Annotated in this window: 11 protein-coding genes; 2 read left to right on the plus strand and 9 right to left on the minus strand. The window is 33.8% G+C overall.

Going from position 1 to position 16,165, the window contains the following annotated elements:
• Nucleotides 1–144: 144 nt before the first annotated feature.
• The 6 genes from secDF to gyrB form a co-directional block, all read right to left on the minus strand.
• A complete protein-coding gene (secDF, locus tag D1818_RS08840) occupies nucleotides 145–3,183 on the minus strand; it encodes a protein translocase subunit SecDF (RefSeq protein WP_118458077.1) in 3,039 nt (1,012 codons plus the stop codon).
• Nucleotides 3,184–3,410: 227 nt separating this feature from the next.
• Complete coding sequence (locus D1818_RS08845) at nucleotides 3,411–4,034, minus strand: hypothetical protein (RefSeq protein WP_118458079.1); 624 nt, start codon at nucleotides 4,032–4,034, stop codon at nucleotides 3,411–3,413.
• An 84-nt stretch (nucleotides 4,035–4,118) separates the two neighbouring features.
• Nucleotides 4,119–5,054: a hypothetical protein gene (locus tag D1818_RS08850; RefSeq protein WP_118458081.1), complete on the minus strand. Its 936-nt coding sequence runs from the start codon at nucleotides 5,052–5,054 to the stop codon at nucleotides 4,119–4,121.
• Nucleotides 5,055–5,142: 88 nt separating this feature from the next.
• Nucleotides 5,143–6,069 (minus strand): malate dehydrogenase, encoded by a 927-nt coding sequence (mdh, locus tag D1818_RS08855; RefSeq protein ID WP_118458083.1) that lies wholly within the window; start codon nucleotides 6,067–6,069, stop codon nucleotides 5,143–5,145.
• Between the two features lie 107 nt (nucleotides 6,070–6,176).
• Nucleotides 6,177–7,178 (minus strand): DUF6588 family protein, encoded by a 1,002-nt coding sequence (locus tag D1818_RS08860; RefSeq protein WP_118458085.1) that lies wholly within the window; start codon nucleotides 7,176–7,178, stop codon nucleotides 6,177–6,179.
• Nucleotides 7,179–7,358: 180 nt separating this feature from the next.
• A complete protein-coding gene (gyrB, locus tag D1818_RS08865) occupies nucleotides 7,359–9,299 on the minus strand; it encodes a DNA topoisomerase (ATP-hydrolyzing) subunit B (protein WP_118458087.1) in 1,941 nt (646 codons plus the stop codon).
• Nucleotides 9,300–9,813: 514 nt separating this feature from the next.
• On the opposite strand from gyrB, the gene D1818_RS08870 reads away from it, so the two are divergent.
• Entirely contained in the window at nucleotides 9,814–10,992 is a 1,179-nt protein-coding gene (locus D1818_RS08870; protein ID WP_158597016.1) for a M12 family metallopeptidase, read from the plus strand.
• A gap of 130 nt (nucleotides 10,993–11,122) precedes the next feature.
• Here the strand turns inward: D1818_RS08870 and asnB are convergent, their stop codons facing one another.
• Nucleotides 11,123–12,805, minus strand: coding sequence for an asparagine synthase B (gene asnB, locus D1818_RS08875; protein ID WP_118458091.1), 1,683 nt, complete (start codon nucleotides 12,803–12,805; stop codon nucleotides 11,123–11,125).
• Between the two features lie 259 nt (nucleotides 12,806–13,064).
• Here asnB and D1818_RS08880 point away from each other — a divergent pair, with 259 nt between their 5' ends.
• Complete coding sequence (locus tag D1818_RS08880; RefSeq protein ID WP_118458093.1) at nucleotides 13,065–13,598, plus strand: DUF2911 domain-containing protein; 534 nt, start codon at nucleotides 13,065–13,067, stop codon at nucleotides 13,596–13,598.
• 1,390 nt (nucleotides 13,599–14,988) lie between these two features.
• Here D1818_RS08880 and D1818_RS08885 read toward each other — a convergent pair.
• Both D1818_RS08885 and D1818_RS08890 read right to left on the minus strand, forming a co-directional pair.
• A complete protein-coding gene (locus D1818_RS08885) occupies nucleotides 14,989–15,618 on the minus strand; it encodes a 7-carboxy-7-deazaguanine synthase QueE (protein ID WP_118458095.1) in 630 nt (209 codons plus the stop codon).
• 68 nt (nucleotides 15,619–15,686) lie between these two features.
• On the minus strand, nucleotides 15,687–16,139 hold the full coding sequence (locus D1818_RS08890; RefSeq protein WP_118458097.1) for a RidA family protein: 453 nt from the start codon (nucleotides 16,137–16,139) through the stop codon (nucleotides 15,687–15,689).
• Nucleotides 16,140–16,165: the final 26 nt, after the last annotated feature.

A 16,165-nucleotide genomic window follows, 5' to 3' on the forward strand; every position in this document is an offset into this window, starting at 1 on the left:
ATTACTACACTACTCAAACGATATAGTGTTAACAAAAAGATTAAGTTTCACAAAATCACCCCTGAAACATCGGGGAAAAATCAAACAAAAAAAAGCTGTATCCTTTTTAGAATACAGCTCTTTTTTATCAAAGTCTACAGAAAATTACTCTTCAGTCTTCTTCTTTTCTTTAAGACCAACTTTCTTCACAGTATCATACATTACAGGTGTTGCAATGAATAATGAAGAATATGTACCTACTAATACACCAATAATTAATGAGAACATAAATCCTCTTAATGGTTCAGCAAAAATAAAGATCGCAATTAATACTAGTAAAGTCGTTAAAGACGTATTCAATGTACGACTCAATGTACTATTTAATGCTCCATTAATATTCTTATCTAATGGCCAACCTGTATGTTCTGCAAAATATTCACGGATTCTATCAAATACAACCACCGTATCATTCAGAGAGTATCCTACAACCGTTAATATGGCTGCAATAAAGGCCTGATCTATTTCCATATTAAATGGCATAAACTTCCAAGTTAATGAGAATACACCTAATACCACTAATACATCATGGAATACTGCTGCTACTGCACCTAAACTAAATTGCCATCTTCTAAATCTAAATAGGATATATAAGAATACTACAATTAAAGATCCAATTACAGAAACAAATGCTGCTTGTTGAATATCATCTGCAATAGTTGGCCCTACCTTTCTAGAAGACATAATACCCACTTGTTTATCTTCATCTCCATTAGAGAATTCCGCATAAGTCATACCATCCGTCAAATAAGGCTTTAAAGCAGTAAACAAAGAATTAGAAATTTCAGAATCTACTTCTTCACCTGTTTCATCTACCTTATACTTGGTTGTAATCTTTAACTGATTATTAGCACCTAAGGTTTTTGCTTGCGCACTACCAAAAACAGCTACCAATTCCTTTTCTACATCTGTAGGGACTACATCCTGAGCAAAACGAACAGTATAGGTTCTTCCACCAACAAAATCCACACCTTCATCTAATCCTTGTCCTGGAGTAAATAGTGATACAAGACCCGCTACTACGATAATACCAGAAATCACATATGCAATCTTTCTTTTTGCAAGGAAATTGATATTTATATTCTTAAATAAATTCTTAGTAGCTGCCGTAGAAAACGCTAGTTCTTTACCATTTCTACCATATCCATCTATAAATAATCTAGTAATGAATATTGCAGTAAATAAAGATGTAAGAATACCAATTAATAGAGTAGTTGCAAACCCTTTAATCGGACCTGTACCAAAGAATAAAAGAATCAAACCTGTAAGACCTGTTGTAATGTTTGCATCTAAGATTGATGACAATGCATTATTAAAACCATCTTTAATTGCATCCACCTGGGATTTACCTTTAGCAAGTTCTTCTTTAATCCTTTCAAAGATAAGTACGTTCGCATCCACAGACATACCGATCGTTAATACAATACCCGCAATACCAGGTAATGTCAATACAGCTTTTAAGCCAGCTAATACCCCAAAAATAAATAGAATATTTACCACCAATGCAACATCCGCAAAAGCTCCAGCTTTACCATAGTAAAAAATCATCCAGATTAAAATCAATACTAATGCAATACCAAATGACATCACTCCACTGTCAATAGCCTCTTGTCCTAAAGACGGTCCTACTATTGCACTCTCAATAATATCTGCTGAAGCAGGTAATTTACCAGCTCTTAAAACATTCGCTAAATCTTGTCCTTCTTCTACCGTGAAATCCCCAGAAATTTCACTTCTACCTCCAGAAATTGGTCCTTTAGAAACACCCGGTGCAGAATATACAATATTATCTAAAACGATAGCGATCTGGCCTCTTGTTTGTGAAGCTCTTCCTGTCATTTCTTCCCATTTCTTAGCCCCTTTACCATCCATCTGCATGGTCACAACAACATTATTCACTTGATCATAAGTTTGTGCAGCATCCGTAATTACTCCTCCACTTAATTCTGGAGTATTATCACGGTTTCCTTTTAATGCATAAAGATCAACTCTTTCACCTTCTTTCTCAACCTTACTCCAAGCAAATTTTGTGTATCTTAAAGCTTGTGGCAATAAAGCTCTTATATCTTTTCTTTCTAAATATTCGTTAAATTTCTCAACATCTTTAAGTGCAACAGAAATTAACGCCCCAGGTACTGATGGAGGACCCGCTAAATCATTAATTGGATTTACTTGAGTTTCTATATCAGTAGAATCTTCAGAATCTGCTAATAATTTTTCTATCTCAGCATCCGCATCAGTTTTAGTAGTATCTGTCTGTACGGTATCTAATACTTTTTCCGAATCAGCGATTTCCGATTCGATAGTATCTTTTACTACCTCTTCTTTAACTTCTTTAGTATCTTTAGATTCTAACTCCTTTTTAAGCTTTTCATTCATCCTGTTAAGAAAAAGCCCAAGTTCCTGAGAACCTTCCACATCCCAAAATTCTAATTGAGCTGTACTCTGTAAAAGCTTCTTAACACGATCTACATCTTTTGCTCCTGGTAATTCTACCAAAATACGTCCAGACTCCCCTAAACGCTGAATGTTAGGTTGTGTAACCCCAAATTTGTCAATACGCTTACGTAAAACTTCGAATGCAGAAGTTACAGATTCGTCGATCTTTCTTTTTAGAACCGGCTTTACTACATCACTCGTCATATCAAAAGTGATATCATCACTTAAGTTCTTATTTGCGAAAATATCCGGTGATGCTAATTGAGCATCTGGGATTTTTTCGAACTCATTAAAAAAGTCTTCTACATACGTATTCTGACTGTTTTTCTGAGTTTGATCGGCAGCATCTAACGCCTGGATAAAAGCAGGATTTTTAGATTTGTTAGCCAATCCTTCTAATATATCTCTTACCGAAATCTGAAGAATTACGTTAATTCCTCCTTTAAGGTCAAGCCCTTTATTTAGTTCTTTTGATTTAGCATCGTTATAACTAAAATTTGCAAAAATTGGATCCTTACCAATAGAATCTAAATAAGTTTTTTCTGCTGTATCTCTTAATGCAGAAGCGTCTGCTTCTGGGTGTTTAGCTAAGGCATAAGCTTCAGCTTCTTTTTCTTTTGTGTATGTTAAGTACGTAAACGATAGTTGGTAAATACATACCAATCCAAATAAAATCGCAAACACTCTAACAAGTCCTTTATTTTGCATTATTCTTTATTTTTGTCAAATCTTTTAAATAAATGATTATTAAAATCACTCGAGACTCGACGGTTACTAGTTTATTAATATTCTGTAATTAAAAAGCTCTATCATCGTACAAATAGTAGCTTTATTTAAAAGTCAAAAAGTAGTATAAAGAGTTAATAACCACTCTTTATTTTTAACTTCTAAATCTTTTGAATTCAAGGGTTTTTGTGAAAATTCACATCCCTTTATTAGGAAATTGGTCCAGCTCTTACCTCTGGAATTCGATATGAAGTATTATCAATTCCAATGGCAATTGCACCATTTACTTTTAAGGCAAGCTCTACGAGCTCATCCTTGTTATTGTTACCATTTTCAGTAGCAAAACTATACCCATAAGAACCTGAAGCCCTATTATCCTGCTTTTGTTTTATTTCTAAAACATAAATCCCATTAAAGTCAGTATCCGTATCTCTACTTTTCTGAATTTTATAAACATCAAGATTATAATCGGCAGAGTTCTTATCTAAAGGTACTTTATTTTCTGATGTATTCTGATCATAAAAAACGTGATCTAGCGCTATGCGCTGCTCTTTTGAAAGTGTTTTTTTTATACTTTCTACATCCGCATCGCTATAATAAGCAATCTTAAGCTTACCATTATGCAGTTCTTCGGATATACGAGTGTTTTTAACTCCGATAGATTCCAATTGCTTCTTTACAATTGCTATCGCGTTTTGAGCTTCTAAAGAAGTAACCTCAATATCTGTAAACTCCAGAACGATTTCCTGGTTAGGCACAACAGTTTGTTGCTGCATTACTACGAGTAATGCAAACGCACTGATCAAAATCTTGAAGTACCATTCCTTCTTCATGCCGCAAATATAGAAAAATTAAAACTGCATTTCTAAAGTCTTCTAATAAATATAAATCATAATAGATTGTACACTAAGAAAGTTCTATTCTATTTTTTTCACTTCAACATTAATCATCTTCATTTTTGGGATAGAACCTGACATTAAGATATTCGCAAAATCTTGCGCCTCTTCTTTAGTAAAATCACCAGATATTTCAGAACGACCTTCGTGTATTGGACCAGATGACACACCAGGAGCACTATATACCTGATCATTCAAAACTATCGCAATATTAGATCTTTGTTGAAAAACTTTTCCTGTCAAATCCTCCCACTTATCCGCTCCTTCAGGATTCATTTGCATAGAAATTACAGGCATATTCAATGCATTATACCTCGGAAAAGCATCTACTATTACATCACCACTAAGCGCTGGGGCTCCTAATCTATCTTTTTTTAGTGCATACAAAGGAAAATTACCATTATCCTTATCCTTAATACCCCATAAAAACTTTATGAATCTCTTTTTTACTGGCAACGCAGACTCCGCCTCTTTAGAAGATATCAATCCATTTACCAAAACAGTATCTTTTTCTGCTACATAAAACAAAACAGCACCTCCTGAATAACCTCCTCCTTTAATCAAGTCATAAAATGGATTATCTTCGGATTCTTTATTGATTTTCGATATTTCATTAACTTGTCCAAAAAAAAGTGACAAATCCTTTGAGTTATATGTTTCGTAGAAATCTAATTTTCCCGGATTTAGAATATATTTTTTAAATCTATCTTCTAGAAAATTGGTAGCTATTGTAATTTTGATATGATTTTTATTAGGTAATACCTTTACCTCAGCGTTTTTAGTTATTTTTTGCAACCTTTTATTCAACTTTAAAAGGATTAAGTTGATTTGCTCATCAGAATCGATTTTTTCATGTAATTCTAAAGTCATTTCAATGACCTTATCTGGTTTTGGTCCAAAATCACAAGAACTTACTATCAATAAGAACAAAATTGTTCTAATAAAAACTGGGAACATATATACATTTTTATTTATTCTAAAAACAAAGAGCTGCTATTTAAGGTAGCAGCTCTTATATTATATTAACAACAAGGATTAATATTGCCTATAACTCTAATAATCCATTTGTTTTCTTAACTCCTTCTGCACTTTCAGCAAGTTTTGCTTTTTCTGCATCGCTAAGTTCTATTTCCACAATTTTTTCAATACCATTTCTACCTAATACAACAGGCGCTCCGATACATAAATCATTTAAACCGTATTCACCTTCTAACAAGGTAGAACAAGGAAATATCTTTTTCTGGTCACAAGCAATAGCCTGAACTAATCCAGAAACCGCAGCTCCTGGCGCGTACCAAGCAGAAGTTCCTAATAAACCTGTAAGCGTAGCCCCACCAACTTTAGTATCAGCGGCAACTTGTTCTAAACGATCACCAGAGATAAATTCCGAAACCGGCACACTATTTCTAGTTGCTAACCTAGTTAAAGGAACCATACCTTTATCACTATGACCTCCAATTACCATTCCATCTACATCAGAAATAGGAGCTCCTAATGCTTCAGCCAACCTGTACTTAAAACGAGCACTATCTAAAGCACCACCCATACCGATAATTCTATTTTTAGGAAGATCAGTAGTTTTATGAACAAGATATGTCATCGTATCCATTGGATTACTAACTACAATAATAATAGCATTTGGAGAATGCTCAATCAAACTAGAAGAAACCGATTTTACAATCCCTGCATTAATACCGATTAGTTCTTCTCTTGTCATTCCCGGCTTGCGAGGAATACCAGATGTAATCACAGCAATATCACTTCCTGCAGTTTTAGAATAATCATTGGTAGTTCCTGTAATTTTGGTATCAAACCCATTTAAAGAAGCCGTCTGCATCAAGTCCATTGCTTTCCCTTCTGCATATCCTTCTTTGATATCCAACAATACTACTTCTGAAGCAAAATCCTTAATGGCGATATACTCTGCACAACTTGCACCTACTGCACCAGCTCCTACTACTGTAACTTTCATTATCTCTATATATTTTTGATTACTATTAACTTGCTTATTGAATTTCTTCAATATCAGCGCGAAAATACAAATTCTTTAAGGATTTTGTTTGTGAATTCTTAGTTAAATTACCAACCAAAATTCAATCCAATAGAAAGGTTTTGATAGTTCTGAAGTGTATAATCTAAATTTGCTCTGAAGAATCCTAATTTTACATTAGCACCAATAGTTGCTTTGAGACCTGAAGTTTTATTATCTACAGAAATTGGATCTTCTAAAGTTTGCGAAGCCAAAGGTCCATTTTGCACTCTATACGTACCCAAAATATCTGCTGTACTGTTTCCTCCATAATACCCAAAACCTCCATAAAAATTAAACTTAGGAAGTTTCGTAGAAATAATACCACTAACTAACCAAGAATTGGATTTTAATCGTATCTCCTGATCTTCTCCATCTATCTCACTATCAGCGGTAAAATCATAAAACCCCCTTACACTTGTATACCCTATTAATCCAGAAACTCTAAACGGGAGTCTTTTCCAAGAAAAAATCCAATCCGTTAATTCATGTTGTACTGCTAAACCATATAAAAAAACTTCTGTATTCTCTCTTATTGCAATTTTTGGTAAAAATCTTGCCTTAACCTCCGTACTTCTAGACACCCCCATAGAGGCTTGAAGAAATCCAGTAGGCGCTATATTCACTTCTTTACCACCAATGCCATCAGGAAGCGTTATTTCTACTTGTGCTAATTGACCTTGATTTAAAACTACAACAATATCGCCTTGATTACCTCCAAAAGCATTTGCAACCGCCTGACTAGGTGGTCCTTCTCTGAACTCTATTCCATCGTATTCCGCAGTATTTAGAATAAATGATTGTTTTTCCTCTCTTACAAAAGACAGGTTTCCGATAAAACCAACTTCAAAACGCCATAATTTCTTCACCTTAGCAGTTTTATACCAACCATTAGACATACTATTCACCAATGCCTCTCCCGCTGGAGCAAAATAATCCGTACTAAAACGCTGGGCATTCTCTATACCTAATTCTAACAATTGATCTACATTAGTTTGAGAGTATGACACATGGAATACAAGTATCATAAAAAGTAGTATCGTTTTTTTCATCTGTTTGTATCGTTTTTCAATAATCAGATGGAATTCACATAGCCAAATATTCGAACAATGCGAAGTGCTTTGGCGTGCTCATTTCATAAGATTTGGGTTTTATAGGCGCAACAATATATAAAAAAATCCGCTATACAGTGTACAACGGATTTCATTCTAAATTATTTAGTGACACTTATATTAAGCATCAATATTAGCATACACAGCATTTTTCTCGATAAATTCTCTACGAGGAGGTACTTCATCACCCATTAACATAGAAAAAATTCTATCCGCCTCAGTCAAATTATCTATTGTTACCTGGCGCATAGTTCTAAATTCAGGATTCATAGTAGTATCCCAAAGTTGCTCTGCATTCATCTCTCCAAGACCCTTATAACGCTGTATCTTAGAATTTTCTCCAAATTCTTTTACTATAATATCTCGTTGATCATCATTCCAAGCATATTGTTTCTTTGCTCCTTTCTTCACCAAATACAAAGGTGGTGCAGCAATATAAATATGACCTGCTTCTATTAATTCCTTCATATAACGGAAAAAGAAAGTCAAAATTAAGGTAGAAATATGGCTACCATCGACATCCGCATCACACATAATTACTATTTTATGGTAACGTAATTTGGAAAGGTTAAGTGCTTTACTGTCTTCTTCTGTACCAATTGTTACACCAAGAGCTGTAAATATATTTTTAATCTCTTCATTCTCGAACACCTTGTGATGCATCGCTTTTTCTACATTCAGAATCTTACCACGTAATGGAAGAATCGCCTGAAACATACGATCACGTCCTTGCTTAGCAGTTCCACCTGCAGAATCTCCCTCGACAAGGAACACTTCACATAAAGCCGGATCTTGTTCTGAACAGTCGGATAGTTTACCAGGAAGTCCACCTATACTCATCACAGTTTTACGCTGAACCATTTCACGAGCTTTTTTAGCTGCGTGACGAGCTTGAGCTGCAAGAATTACCTTCTGAACAATCGTTTTAGCATCATTAGGGTTTTCTTCAAGATAGTTTTCTAACATCTCAGAAACTGCCTGAGAAACCGCAGAAGTAACTTCTCTATTTCCTAATTTAGTTTTTGTTTGACCTTCAAATTGAGGCTCCTGAACTTTTACAGAAACAATTGCAGTAAGACCTTCTCTAAAATCATCTCCTGCAATTTCGAACTTTAACTTATCAAGCATCCCAGAAGCATCTGCATACTTCTTAAGTGTAGAAGTAAGACCTCTTCTAAACCCAGAAAGATGTGTTCCTCCTTCGTGAGTATTAATATTATTTACATAAGAATGAAGATTCTCTGCGTATGAATCATTATAAATCATTGCGACTTCTACAGGAATATCATTTTTCTCTCCTTCCATGGAAATCACATCTGCAATAATAGAACTACGGCTTGTGTCTAAAAATCTAACAAATTCTTTTAAACCTTCTTCCGAATGGAATTTTTCGGTAACATAATTACCATCATCATCCTTATGACGTTTATCTGTTAAGTTAACCGTGATACCTTTATTAAGGTAAGACAGCTCTCGCATACGACTTGCTAAAGTATCATAGTTATACTCTAATGTCTGCTGAAAAATTGTAGGGTCAGGTCTAAAAGTAACAATGGTACCATTAAAATCAGTATCTCCAGTTGATTTTACTGGATATAATGGTTTTCCTTTTTCGTATTCTTGTTCCCAAACTTTTCCATCTTTGTGTACGATCGCATGTAGATGATCAGAAAGCGCATTTACACAAGAAACACCTACTCCGTGAAGACCACCTGATACTTTATAGGAATCTTTATCGAATTTACCCCCTGCACCTATCTTAGTCATTACAACTTCTAACGCAGAGACACCTTCTTTTTTGTGGATACCTACAGGAATACCACGCCCATTATCCTTGGTGGTTATAGAATTATCTTCATTGATTGTGACATCTATAGCATCACAATGACCTGCAAGCGCTTCATCGATAGAGTTATCTACCACTTCATATACCAAATGGTGTAAACCTCTAGCTCCAACATCCCCTATATACATCGACGGACGCATACGAACATGTTCCATTCCCTCTAACGCCTGAATACTATCGGCAGAATAATTACTTTTATTTGCTTCTTCGCTCATAAATCGGCTTTAATTAATTACAATTTTTGGTCAACAAACAAAGATAAAAAAAGAGAGAAATGTACAAAGCGTTTTATAGGATATGATTTAAAGAGTTATCAACAATTAGTTAAGAACAACTACCAGAAAAAGAAAAAATGCTCTTAAAAGTGATAAAAACGGTCTTAAAATGGATTTAAGATTAAATTAATAATTCAATTTCTTTAGAAAAAGCAAACACAACACTTTGTAAATAAAGACATTAATAATAAAAATCTCTACAAAAAACCAATAGTTATTTTTCATTGCAAATTCCAAAAAATACGTCGCACAAACATATTTCACTTACGACAAAAATAATCAATAGAAGTTTTAATAACTACGATTTCTCAATCAACGCTTACGAATAATAAAAGCTAATCATTTTAAGAGCTTTGTTTACAATATTATTAGGACCATCCGTTAGAGTAGCAAAGTAACTATAATGTTAAAACAAATAAAAAGTAAAACACAAACTCAATTAATTTTTTTTAAAATGAAAACTAAAAATCTAATGAATTTCGGTAAAGCTGCTTTCCTATGTTTAGGACTTTTAGCAAGCTCCTGTACAAACGAAAGTTTTGAAGAAGTAGCCGGCACTGAAGAAACTGAATTGATCAAAAAATTCTTTAATGACGATGTTGTCTTAGTAAAAGATCTAGGAGACGGGACATTTTTGGGTGGTGATATCATTTACGAATCTAGACAACTTACAGATCAAAAAATTGGATATGAAGCCAACCCAATACCAAATGAAGAATTGGATGAAAGATTAGGTTTCTACAGAGGAGTTCAAAAGTGGCCAAACAATACCATCATTTATGTTTTTGATAGTAACCTAAGCAACAATCAAAGACAGGTATCTCTAAACTCTATGCAGGAATGGACGAGCAAAACAAACATCAAGTTTAAAGAAAGAACTAACGAAAATTACTACGTTACTATAACAAATAATGGAGACAACTGTAATTGTGCAAGTGCTAACTTAGGTGTTAACGGTACTCGCGGAAGAATCAATATGGGTGTTAGAACTAGCGAAGTAGTAATGATTCATGAAATTGGTCACACTCTTGGTTATATTCATGAACAAACTCGTTCCGACAGAGATGATCACGTAAGAATTCTTTTCGAAAATATCCAAAATGGTGCTGCAAGTCAGTTTAGAAAAAATGAAAACTCTGTAAACATTGGTGAGTTCGACATCAAATCAACGATGATGTATGGCGCATATACTTTTAGTAAAAATGGACAACCTACTATCGTTCAATTAGATGGAACTACACACCCAAGAAGAAGACCAGAATTATCTGCAGGAGATATCGCAGGTACAAATCAAATATATCCAGCTGGAGATGGCGACGGTGGCGGAGACGGCGGTGGCGATGGAGACGGAAATGATATATGTGAAGGGATTGACGAATGGTCTCCTAATATTAGATATAGTGTTGGTGATAAAGTAACCTACCAAGGATTCTTATACGAAAGAGATTTTAACGGATGGAATCGATTAGGAGAGTGTGGTGACACGCAAACTGCTGATATCTGCGATGGTATTGATGCTTACAGCAGAAATAGAAGTTATTCTCCTGGTGATCAAGTTACCTACAATGGCTACCTTTATCTTTTACAAAACAATAGAAGATGGTCTAATCAAGGACGTTGCGGAAGCAATTAAGAGTAATATTGCTTACTAAAATTAAACAAAAAAAACCCTGAGAAATTTTCTCAGGGTTTTCACATCTCAATTAACTCAACTTTCAGCGACTCAAGCTGAAATCTTTAAATCTCTTCGATATATTATTCTATTAAACAACTTCTCCTAATAAGTAAGCGTCATCGTGAACGTTTGCCACAGCTCTTCCACTAGGATCGTTCATATTCTTAAAAGCTTCATCCCACTCAAGGGCAATTTTCGTACTACAAGCCACAGAAGGCTCTTGCGGAACACTTAATGCAGCAGCATCACTAGGAAAATGACCTTCGAATATAGTTCTATAATAAAATTCCTCTTTATTTTGTGGTGTTTGAATTGGGAATCTAAAATGTGCATTCGCCATTTGTTCGTCTGTCACCTCTGCATCCACTACCTCTTTTAAAGTATCGATCCAGCTATATCCCACACCATCAGAGAATTGCTCTTTTTGTCTCCAAGCTACGCTTTCTGGCAAGTAAGACTCAAAAGCTTTACGAATCACCCACTTTTCCATTCGTTCTCCATTAATCATCTTGTCCTGTGGATTGATTCGCATTGCTACATCCATAAATTCTTTATCTAAGAAGGGAACTCTTCCTTCAATCCCCCAAGCTGCTAAGGATTTATTCGCCCGTAAACAATCGTACATATGAAGCTTATCTAACTTACGAACGGTCTCCTCATGGAACTCTTGTGCATTTGGCGCTTTATGAAAATACAGATAACCCCCAAATATTTCGTCTGCACCTTCGCCAGACAGCACCATTTTTACTCCCATAGATTTAATTACCCTAGCCATCAAATACATTGGAGTTGACGCTCTAATCGTAGTAATATCATAGGTTTCTAAGTTATATATAACATCCTTAATAGCATCTAATCCCTCTTGGATGGTAAATTTAATTTCGTGATGAATAGTCCCTATATGATCAGCCACTTTTTGCGCAGCAGCAAGGTCCGGCGATCCTTCTAATCCAACAGAAAAAGAATGTAGCTGTGGCCACCAAGCCTCTTTAGTATCGCCAGATTCCACTCTTTTCTCGGAATACTTTTTAGCTATCGCTGAAGTTACCGAAGAATCTAAACCTCCAGACAATAATACTCCATATGGCACATCAGACATGAGCTGTCTGTGCACAGCAGCTTCTAACGCATCTCTTAATTCATCTATACTTGTCTGATTGTCCTTAACAGCATCAAAATCCGACCAATCTCTAATATACCATTTTGTCAATTCTCCTGTTTTACTATCTAAGTAATGTCCTGGCGGAAACAACTCTATCTTAGCACAAACTCCTTCTAAAGCTTTTAACTCTGACGCCACATAAAAAGTTCCGTTTTGATCCCACCCCATATATAAAGGAATAATACCCATATGATCTCTTGCAATTAAATACGAATCTTGCTCAGCATCATATAGCGCAAATGCAAAAATCCCGTTTAGATCATCTAAAAATTCAGTTCCTTTCTCTTTATATAAAGCTAAAATAACTTCACAATCAGATTCCGTTTGAAAACTATATTTCCCTTCAAATTCTTTACGAATTTCTCCATGATTATATATCTCACCATTGGCTGCCAAGATTAATTTCTTATCCTCACTGAATAAAGGTTGCTTACCAGATACAGGATCAACTATCGCCAATCTTTCATGAGCTAAGATTGCCTTCTCATCAGAATAAATACCACTCCAGTCAGGACCTCTATGACGTATTCTCTTTGACATTTCCAATAACTTAGGTCTTAAAACCTCTGCTTTTTCCTTTAATTCAAAAGCGCAAACAATTCCACACATATTCTTCTTTTTCTATTAATTGAGAAGTCAAAGATGATATTATAGTTACACTATTTAAACATTAAAACATTAATTACTTTCAAATTAAAACCAATACAGATAAATTAACTATCAAAAAAATACTTTTGGATATAAAAAACCGCGTAAAACTATCAAGTTGTTATTTAACTGTTTTAACAGAATTTAATGAGAGGATTAACATTTCCCATGTATGTTCCTATATATCTTTACGACTATTAAAAAAATAAAATCACAAATTATGAAAAAATCACTCTTACTGGCAGTTATTATGTTTTTAGGAACTGTTACTAGTATGAACGCTCAGAAATTTGCAGGGCTACAGAAAAGTCCAACCGATATTTCTTATGCAAAAACTGATAGAAATGCTAAACCTGATATTAAGGTAATTTACAGCAGACCACAGAAAAAAGGTAGAACTATGTTAGGGGATAAAGTACCTTACGGAAAAGTTTGGAGAACGGGAGCTGATGAAGCTACTGAAATTAAACTTTTTAAGGACATGAAATTAGGTGATGGAATAGTAAAAGCGGGAACTTATTCTCTGTTTACTATACCTGGAGAAAAAGAATGGACAATTATCTTAAGTTCTGACTTAGATGTTTGGGGAGCATATTCTTATAATGACAAAAATGATGTTGCCAAAATCAAGGTCCCAACAGGAAAAGGTGACGAATTAGAAGCATTTTCTATTGCTTTCAAAAAAGTTGATAAAGGGTATCACATGGTACTGGGATGGGAAACTACTAGAGTAGAAGTTCCTTTCTACAACTAAGTAGTTGATACAATTTAGATAAAAAGTAAAACGAGGTTAAAAAATTAACCTCGTTTTTTATTTTTTAAATTTACCTTTTGACTAAAAAGGTATAATTATTTCACTGAAATAATAACTATCTGTGGATAGCGTGACTAGACGCTCCTGGTAATTCTTTAAGAAAGTCCATGACAATCCTAAAAGTTAATCTGAATTTAGTGTAAAATAGCCCCATAATATTTCCAATTTAATTGTTTACAATATAATACCTAAAAGATTCAAAATCAATTTTTTTAACAAAATATGTAAGAGCTTTTAGATGTAAAGTGATGTTTAATCGATTAAAAACACAAATTTTATTTATACTAGTAAAATCAATTCCTACATATTTATGAAGTTCCTATTACATACAGTAAAAAATTATTTTTTACTAAACAAAAATATTACTACTCTTCTCCTTTCCGAGTTAATCAATTTGATTATCTATGAATAGCATTACTACTAGCAGAAGGCAATTCTTTCAAAAAATTCATTAGAGCTTTAATATCTATTGTCATTATACCGTAAAATAATTTCATAATAGTTTGATTTTTAATTCGTTATGCAAATATAAATCGCTAATGAGTATGGTTAAAAAAATTTAACATACCGAAACTTAAATTTTAGACATAAAATTACCTATCTCAGACATAAAGACATAATCAAAAATATTAATGTTAAATTTTGAAGAATTATCCTACAAACAAAAACATGAAACAAGGGGTTTATACCCCTGTTTTTTTAAGCAACTAATAGTCAACAGTATTCCAAAAGAAAGATATTGGATTAAAACATACCACTTGTATGTACCAAATGAATGTCCTATATATTAGAAGATTTTGAGTTTTGAGACTTTATCAATAATTTCTAAATAACAGAATAGTTAAAAAAGTGTAGAATAACAAATACAAATAAAAAGGGATTATCCAACTGATAATCCCTTTAAAATTTTCTGAAATACATAGAATTTAAGTTTTATGTATTATAAATAATTAATGTCTTATTACATGGCTTGAAGCAGAAGGCAACTCCTTAATAAAGCTTAAAACAGACTTAAATTGCGAACTTAGAATAGTGTAAAAATTTCTCATAGTATATTATTTTAAATTATTTACATAAAATTAACAACTACTTTAATGATTATCAAATATAAATGTTAAAAACATAATTCTTTTTGATAAAAAAACATGTATCATCGATTAAAAACTAGTAAAGAAAAAATAAAAATCAAATCAAGTAGTCTTATTCTTACTTTTAACCACATGAAACAAAGGAATATTCTCCTTACCATTATGGTTAACCCATAATCATCTAGAAATCAAGATCTTGATTTTTGAAAAAAAAGCAGAAAACCGTAATCAAAATGGGTTAATTAAGGAATATTCAGATACTTATGCGTCTGCAAAGACACCTTCCACTTAGGGTTTTTCATTACATAATCCACTATTAATGGAATAACTTTATCTCTTACACTCCATTCCGGTTGAAGATATAGCACACAATTCTCTGAAACTTGTGCAGCTTGCTCTTCTGCAAAATCAAAATCATTCTTATTATAGATAATGCATTTTAACTCGTGAGCTTCACTATATATTTCTTGTTTGGGAAGTTTTACTTTTTTTGGTGACAGACATATCCAATCCCAATGGCCAGTTAGTGGATAGGCTCCTGATGTTTCGATATGGGTTTGGGCACCTTTGTTTTTTAGTCCTTTAGTAAGTTCTGTCATATCCCAAGTTAATGGTTCTCCTCCAGTAACAACAACCACATTGCTATATTTTACTGCATTTTCTACAATAACATCCGTTGCAGTAGGCGGATGTAAATCTGCATTCCAGCTTTCCTTTACATCACACCAATGACATCCAACATCGCAACCACCAATTCTTACGAAGTAGGCAGCAGTACCTTTATGATACCCTTCTCCTTGTATGGTATAAAATTCTTCCATAAGCGGAAGCATCTTACCCTCATTCACCAATTTCTCTGTACTTTTTTGCATAAGGCTGCAAAGGTACACAACATTAGATAATTAAAATTATAAAATCTATATGGAAAAGTAATCTAACTTTAATTTTTAGCAGCGATACATTCTATTTCAATCTTCGCTCCTACCGCTAAACCTTTTGCCGCAAAGGTAGTTCTTGCTGGCTTTTGAGGAAAATACGTCTTATAAACTTCGTTAAACGCGGCAAAATCTTTTATGTCAGCAAGTATAACTGTACATTTAACAACATTATTCATGTCCATATCATGTTGCTTTAACACAGCTTTAATATTTTCAAGAGTTTGTTTTGTTTCCTCTGCTATACCTCCAACTACTAATTTACGTGTTGTGTGATCCATTCCGATCTGACCAGAAAGAAAATATAAATCTCCCACCTGCACAGCATCCGAAAATGGGGCGTTCTCTTTTTTAGGTTCATGAGTTTTATGAAAAACGATTGAAGTCTCTGAATCAGAACGATGACTGCAACTCAACGAAAAGGCAATTAGAATTAAAAATAAATAGATCTTTTTCATTACACTAGAGGTTATGATTTGTAACA

The sequence above is a fragment of the Aquimarina sp. BL5 genome, assembly GCF_003443675.1.
Lineage (GTDB): Bacteria > Bacteroidota > Bacteroidia > Flavobacteriales > Flavobacteriaceae > Aquimarina.

Excerpts from the sequence above, each read along its gene's own strand:
- D1818_RS08870 (WP_158597016.1), top strand. The coding sequence starts at position 9,814 with ATGAAAACTAAAAATCTAATGAATTTCGGTAAAGCTGCTTTCCTATGT.
- D1818_RS08860 (WP_118458085.1), bottom strand. The coding sequence starts at position 7,178 with ATGAAAAAAACGATACTACTTTTTATGATACTTGTATTCCATGTGTCA.
- D1818_RS08885 (WP_118458095.1), bottom strand. The coding sequence starts at position 15,618 with ATGCAAAAAAGTACAGAGAAATTGGTGAATGAGGGTAAGATGCTTCCG.
- D1818_RS08845 (WP_118458079.1), bottom strand. The coding sequence starts at position 4,034 with ATGAAGAAGGAATGGTACTTCAAGATTTTGATCAGTGCGTTTGCATTA.
- mdh (WP_118458083.1), bottom strand. The coding sequence starts at position 6,069 with ATGAAAGTTACAGTAGTAGGAGCTGGTGCAGTAGGTGCAAGTTGTGCA.
- D1818_RS08880 (WP_118458093.1), top strand. The coding sequence starts at position 13,065 with ATGAAAAAATCACTCTTACTGGCAGTTATTATGTTTTTAGGAACTGTT.
- D1818_RS08850 (WP_118458081.1), bottom strand. The coding sequence starts at position 5,054 with ATGTTCCCAGTTTTTATTAGAACAATTTTGTTCTTATTGATAGTAAGT.
- secDF (WP_118458077.1), bottom strand. The coding sequence starts at position 3,183 with ATGCAAAATAAAGGACTTGTTAGAGTGTTTGCGATTTTATTTGGATTG.
- D1818_RS08890 (WP_118458097.1), bottom strand. The coding sequence starts at position 16,139 with ATGAAAAAGATCTATTTATTTTTAATTCTAATTGCCTTTTCGTTGAGT.
- asnB (WP_118458091.1), bottom strand. The coding sequence starts at position 12,805 with ATGTGTGGAATTGTTTGCGCTTTTGAATTAAAGGAAAAAGCAGAGGTT.
- gyrB (WP_118458087.1), bottom strand. The coding sequence starts at position 9,299 with ATGAGCGAAGAAGCAAATAAAAGTAATTATTCTGCCGATAGTATTCAG.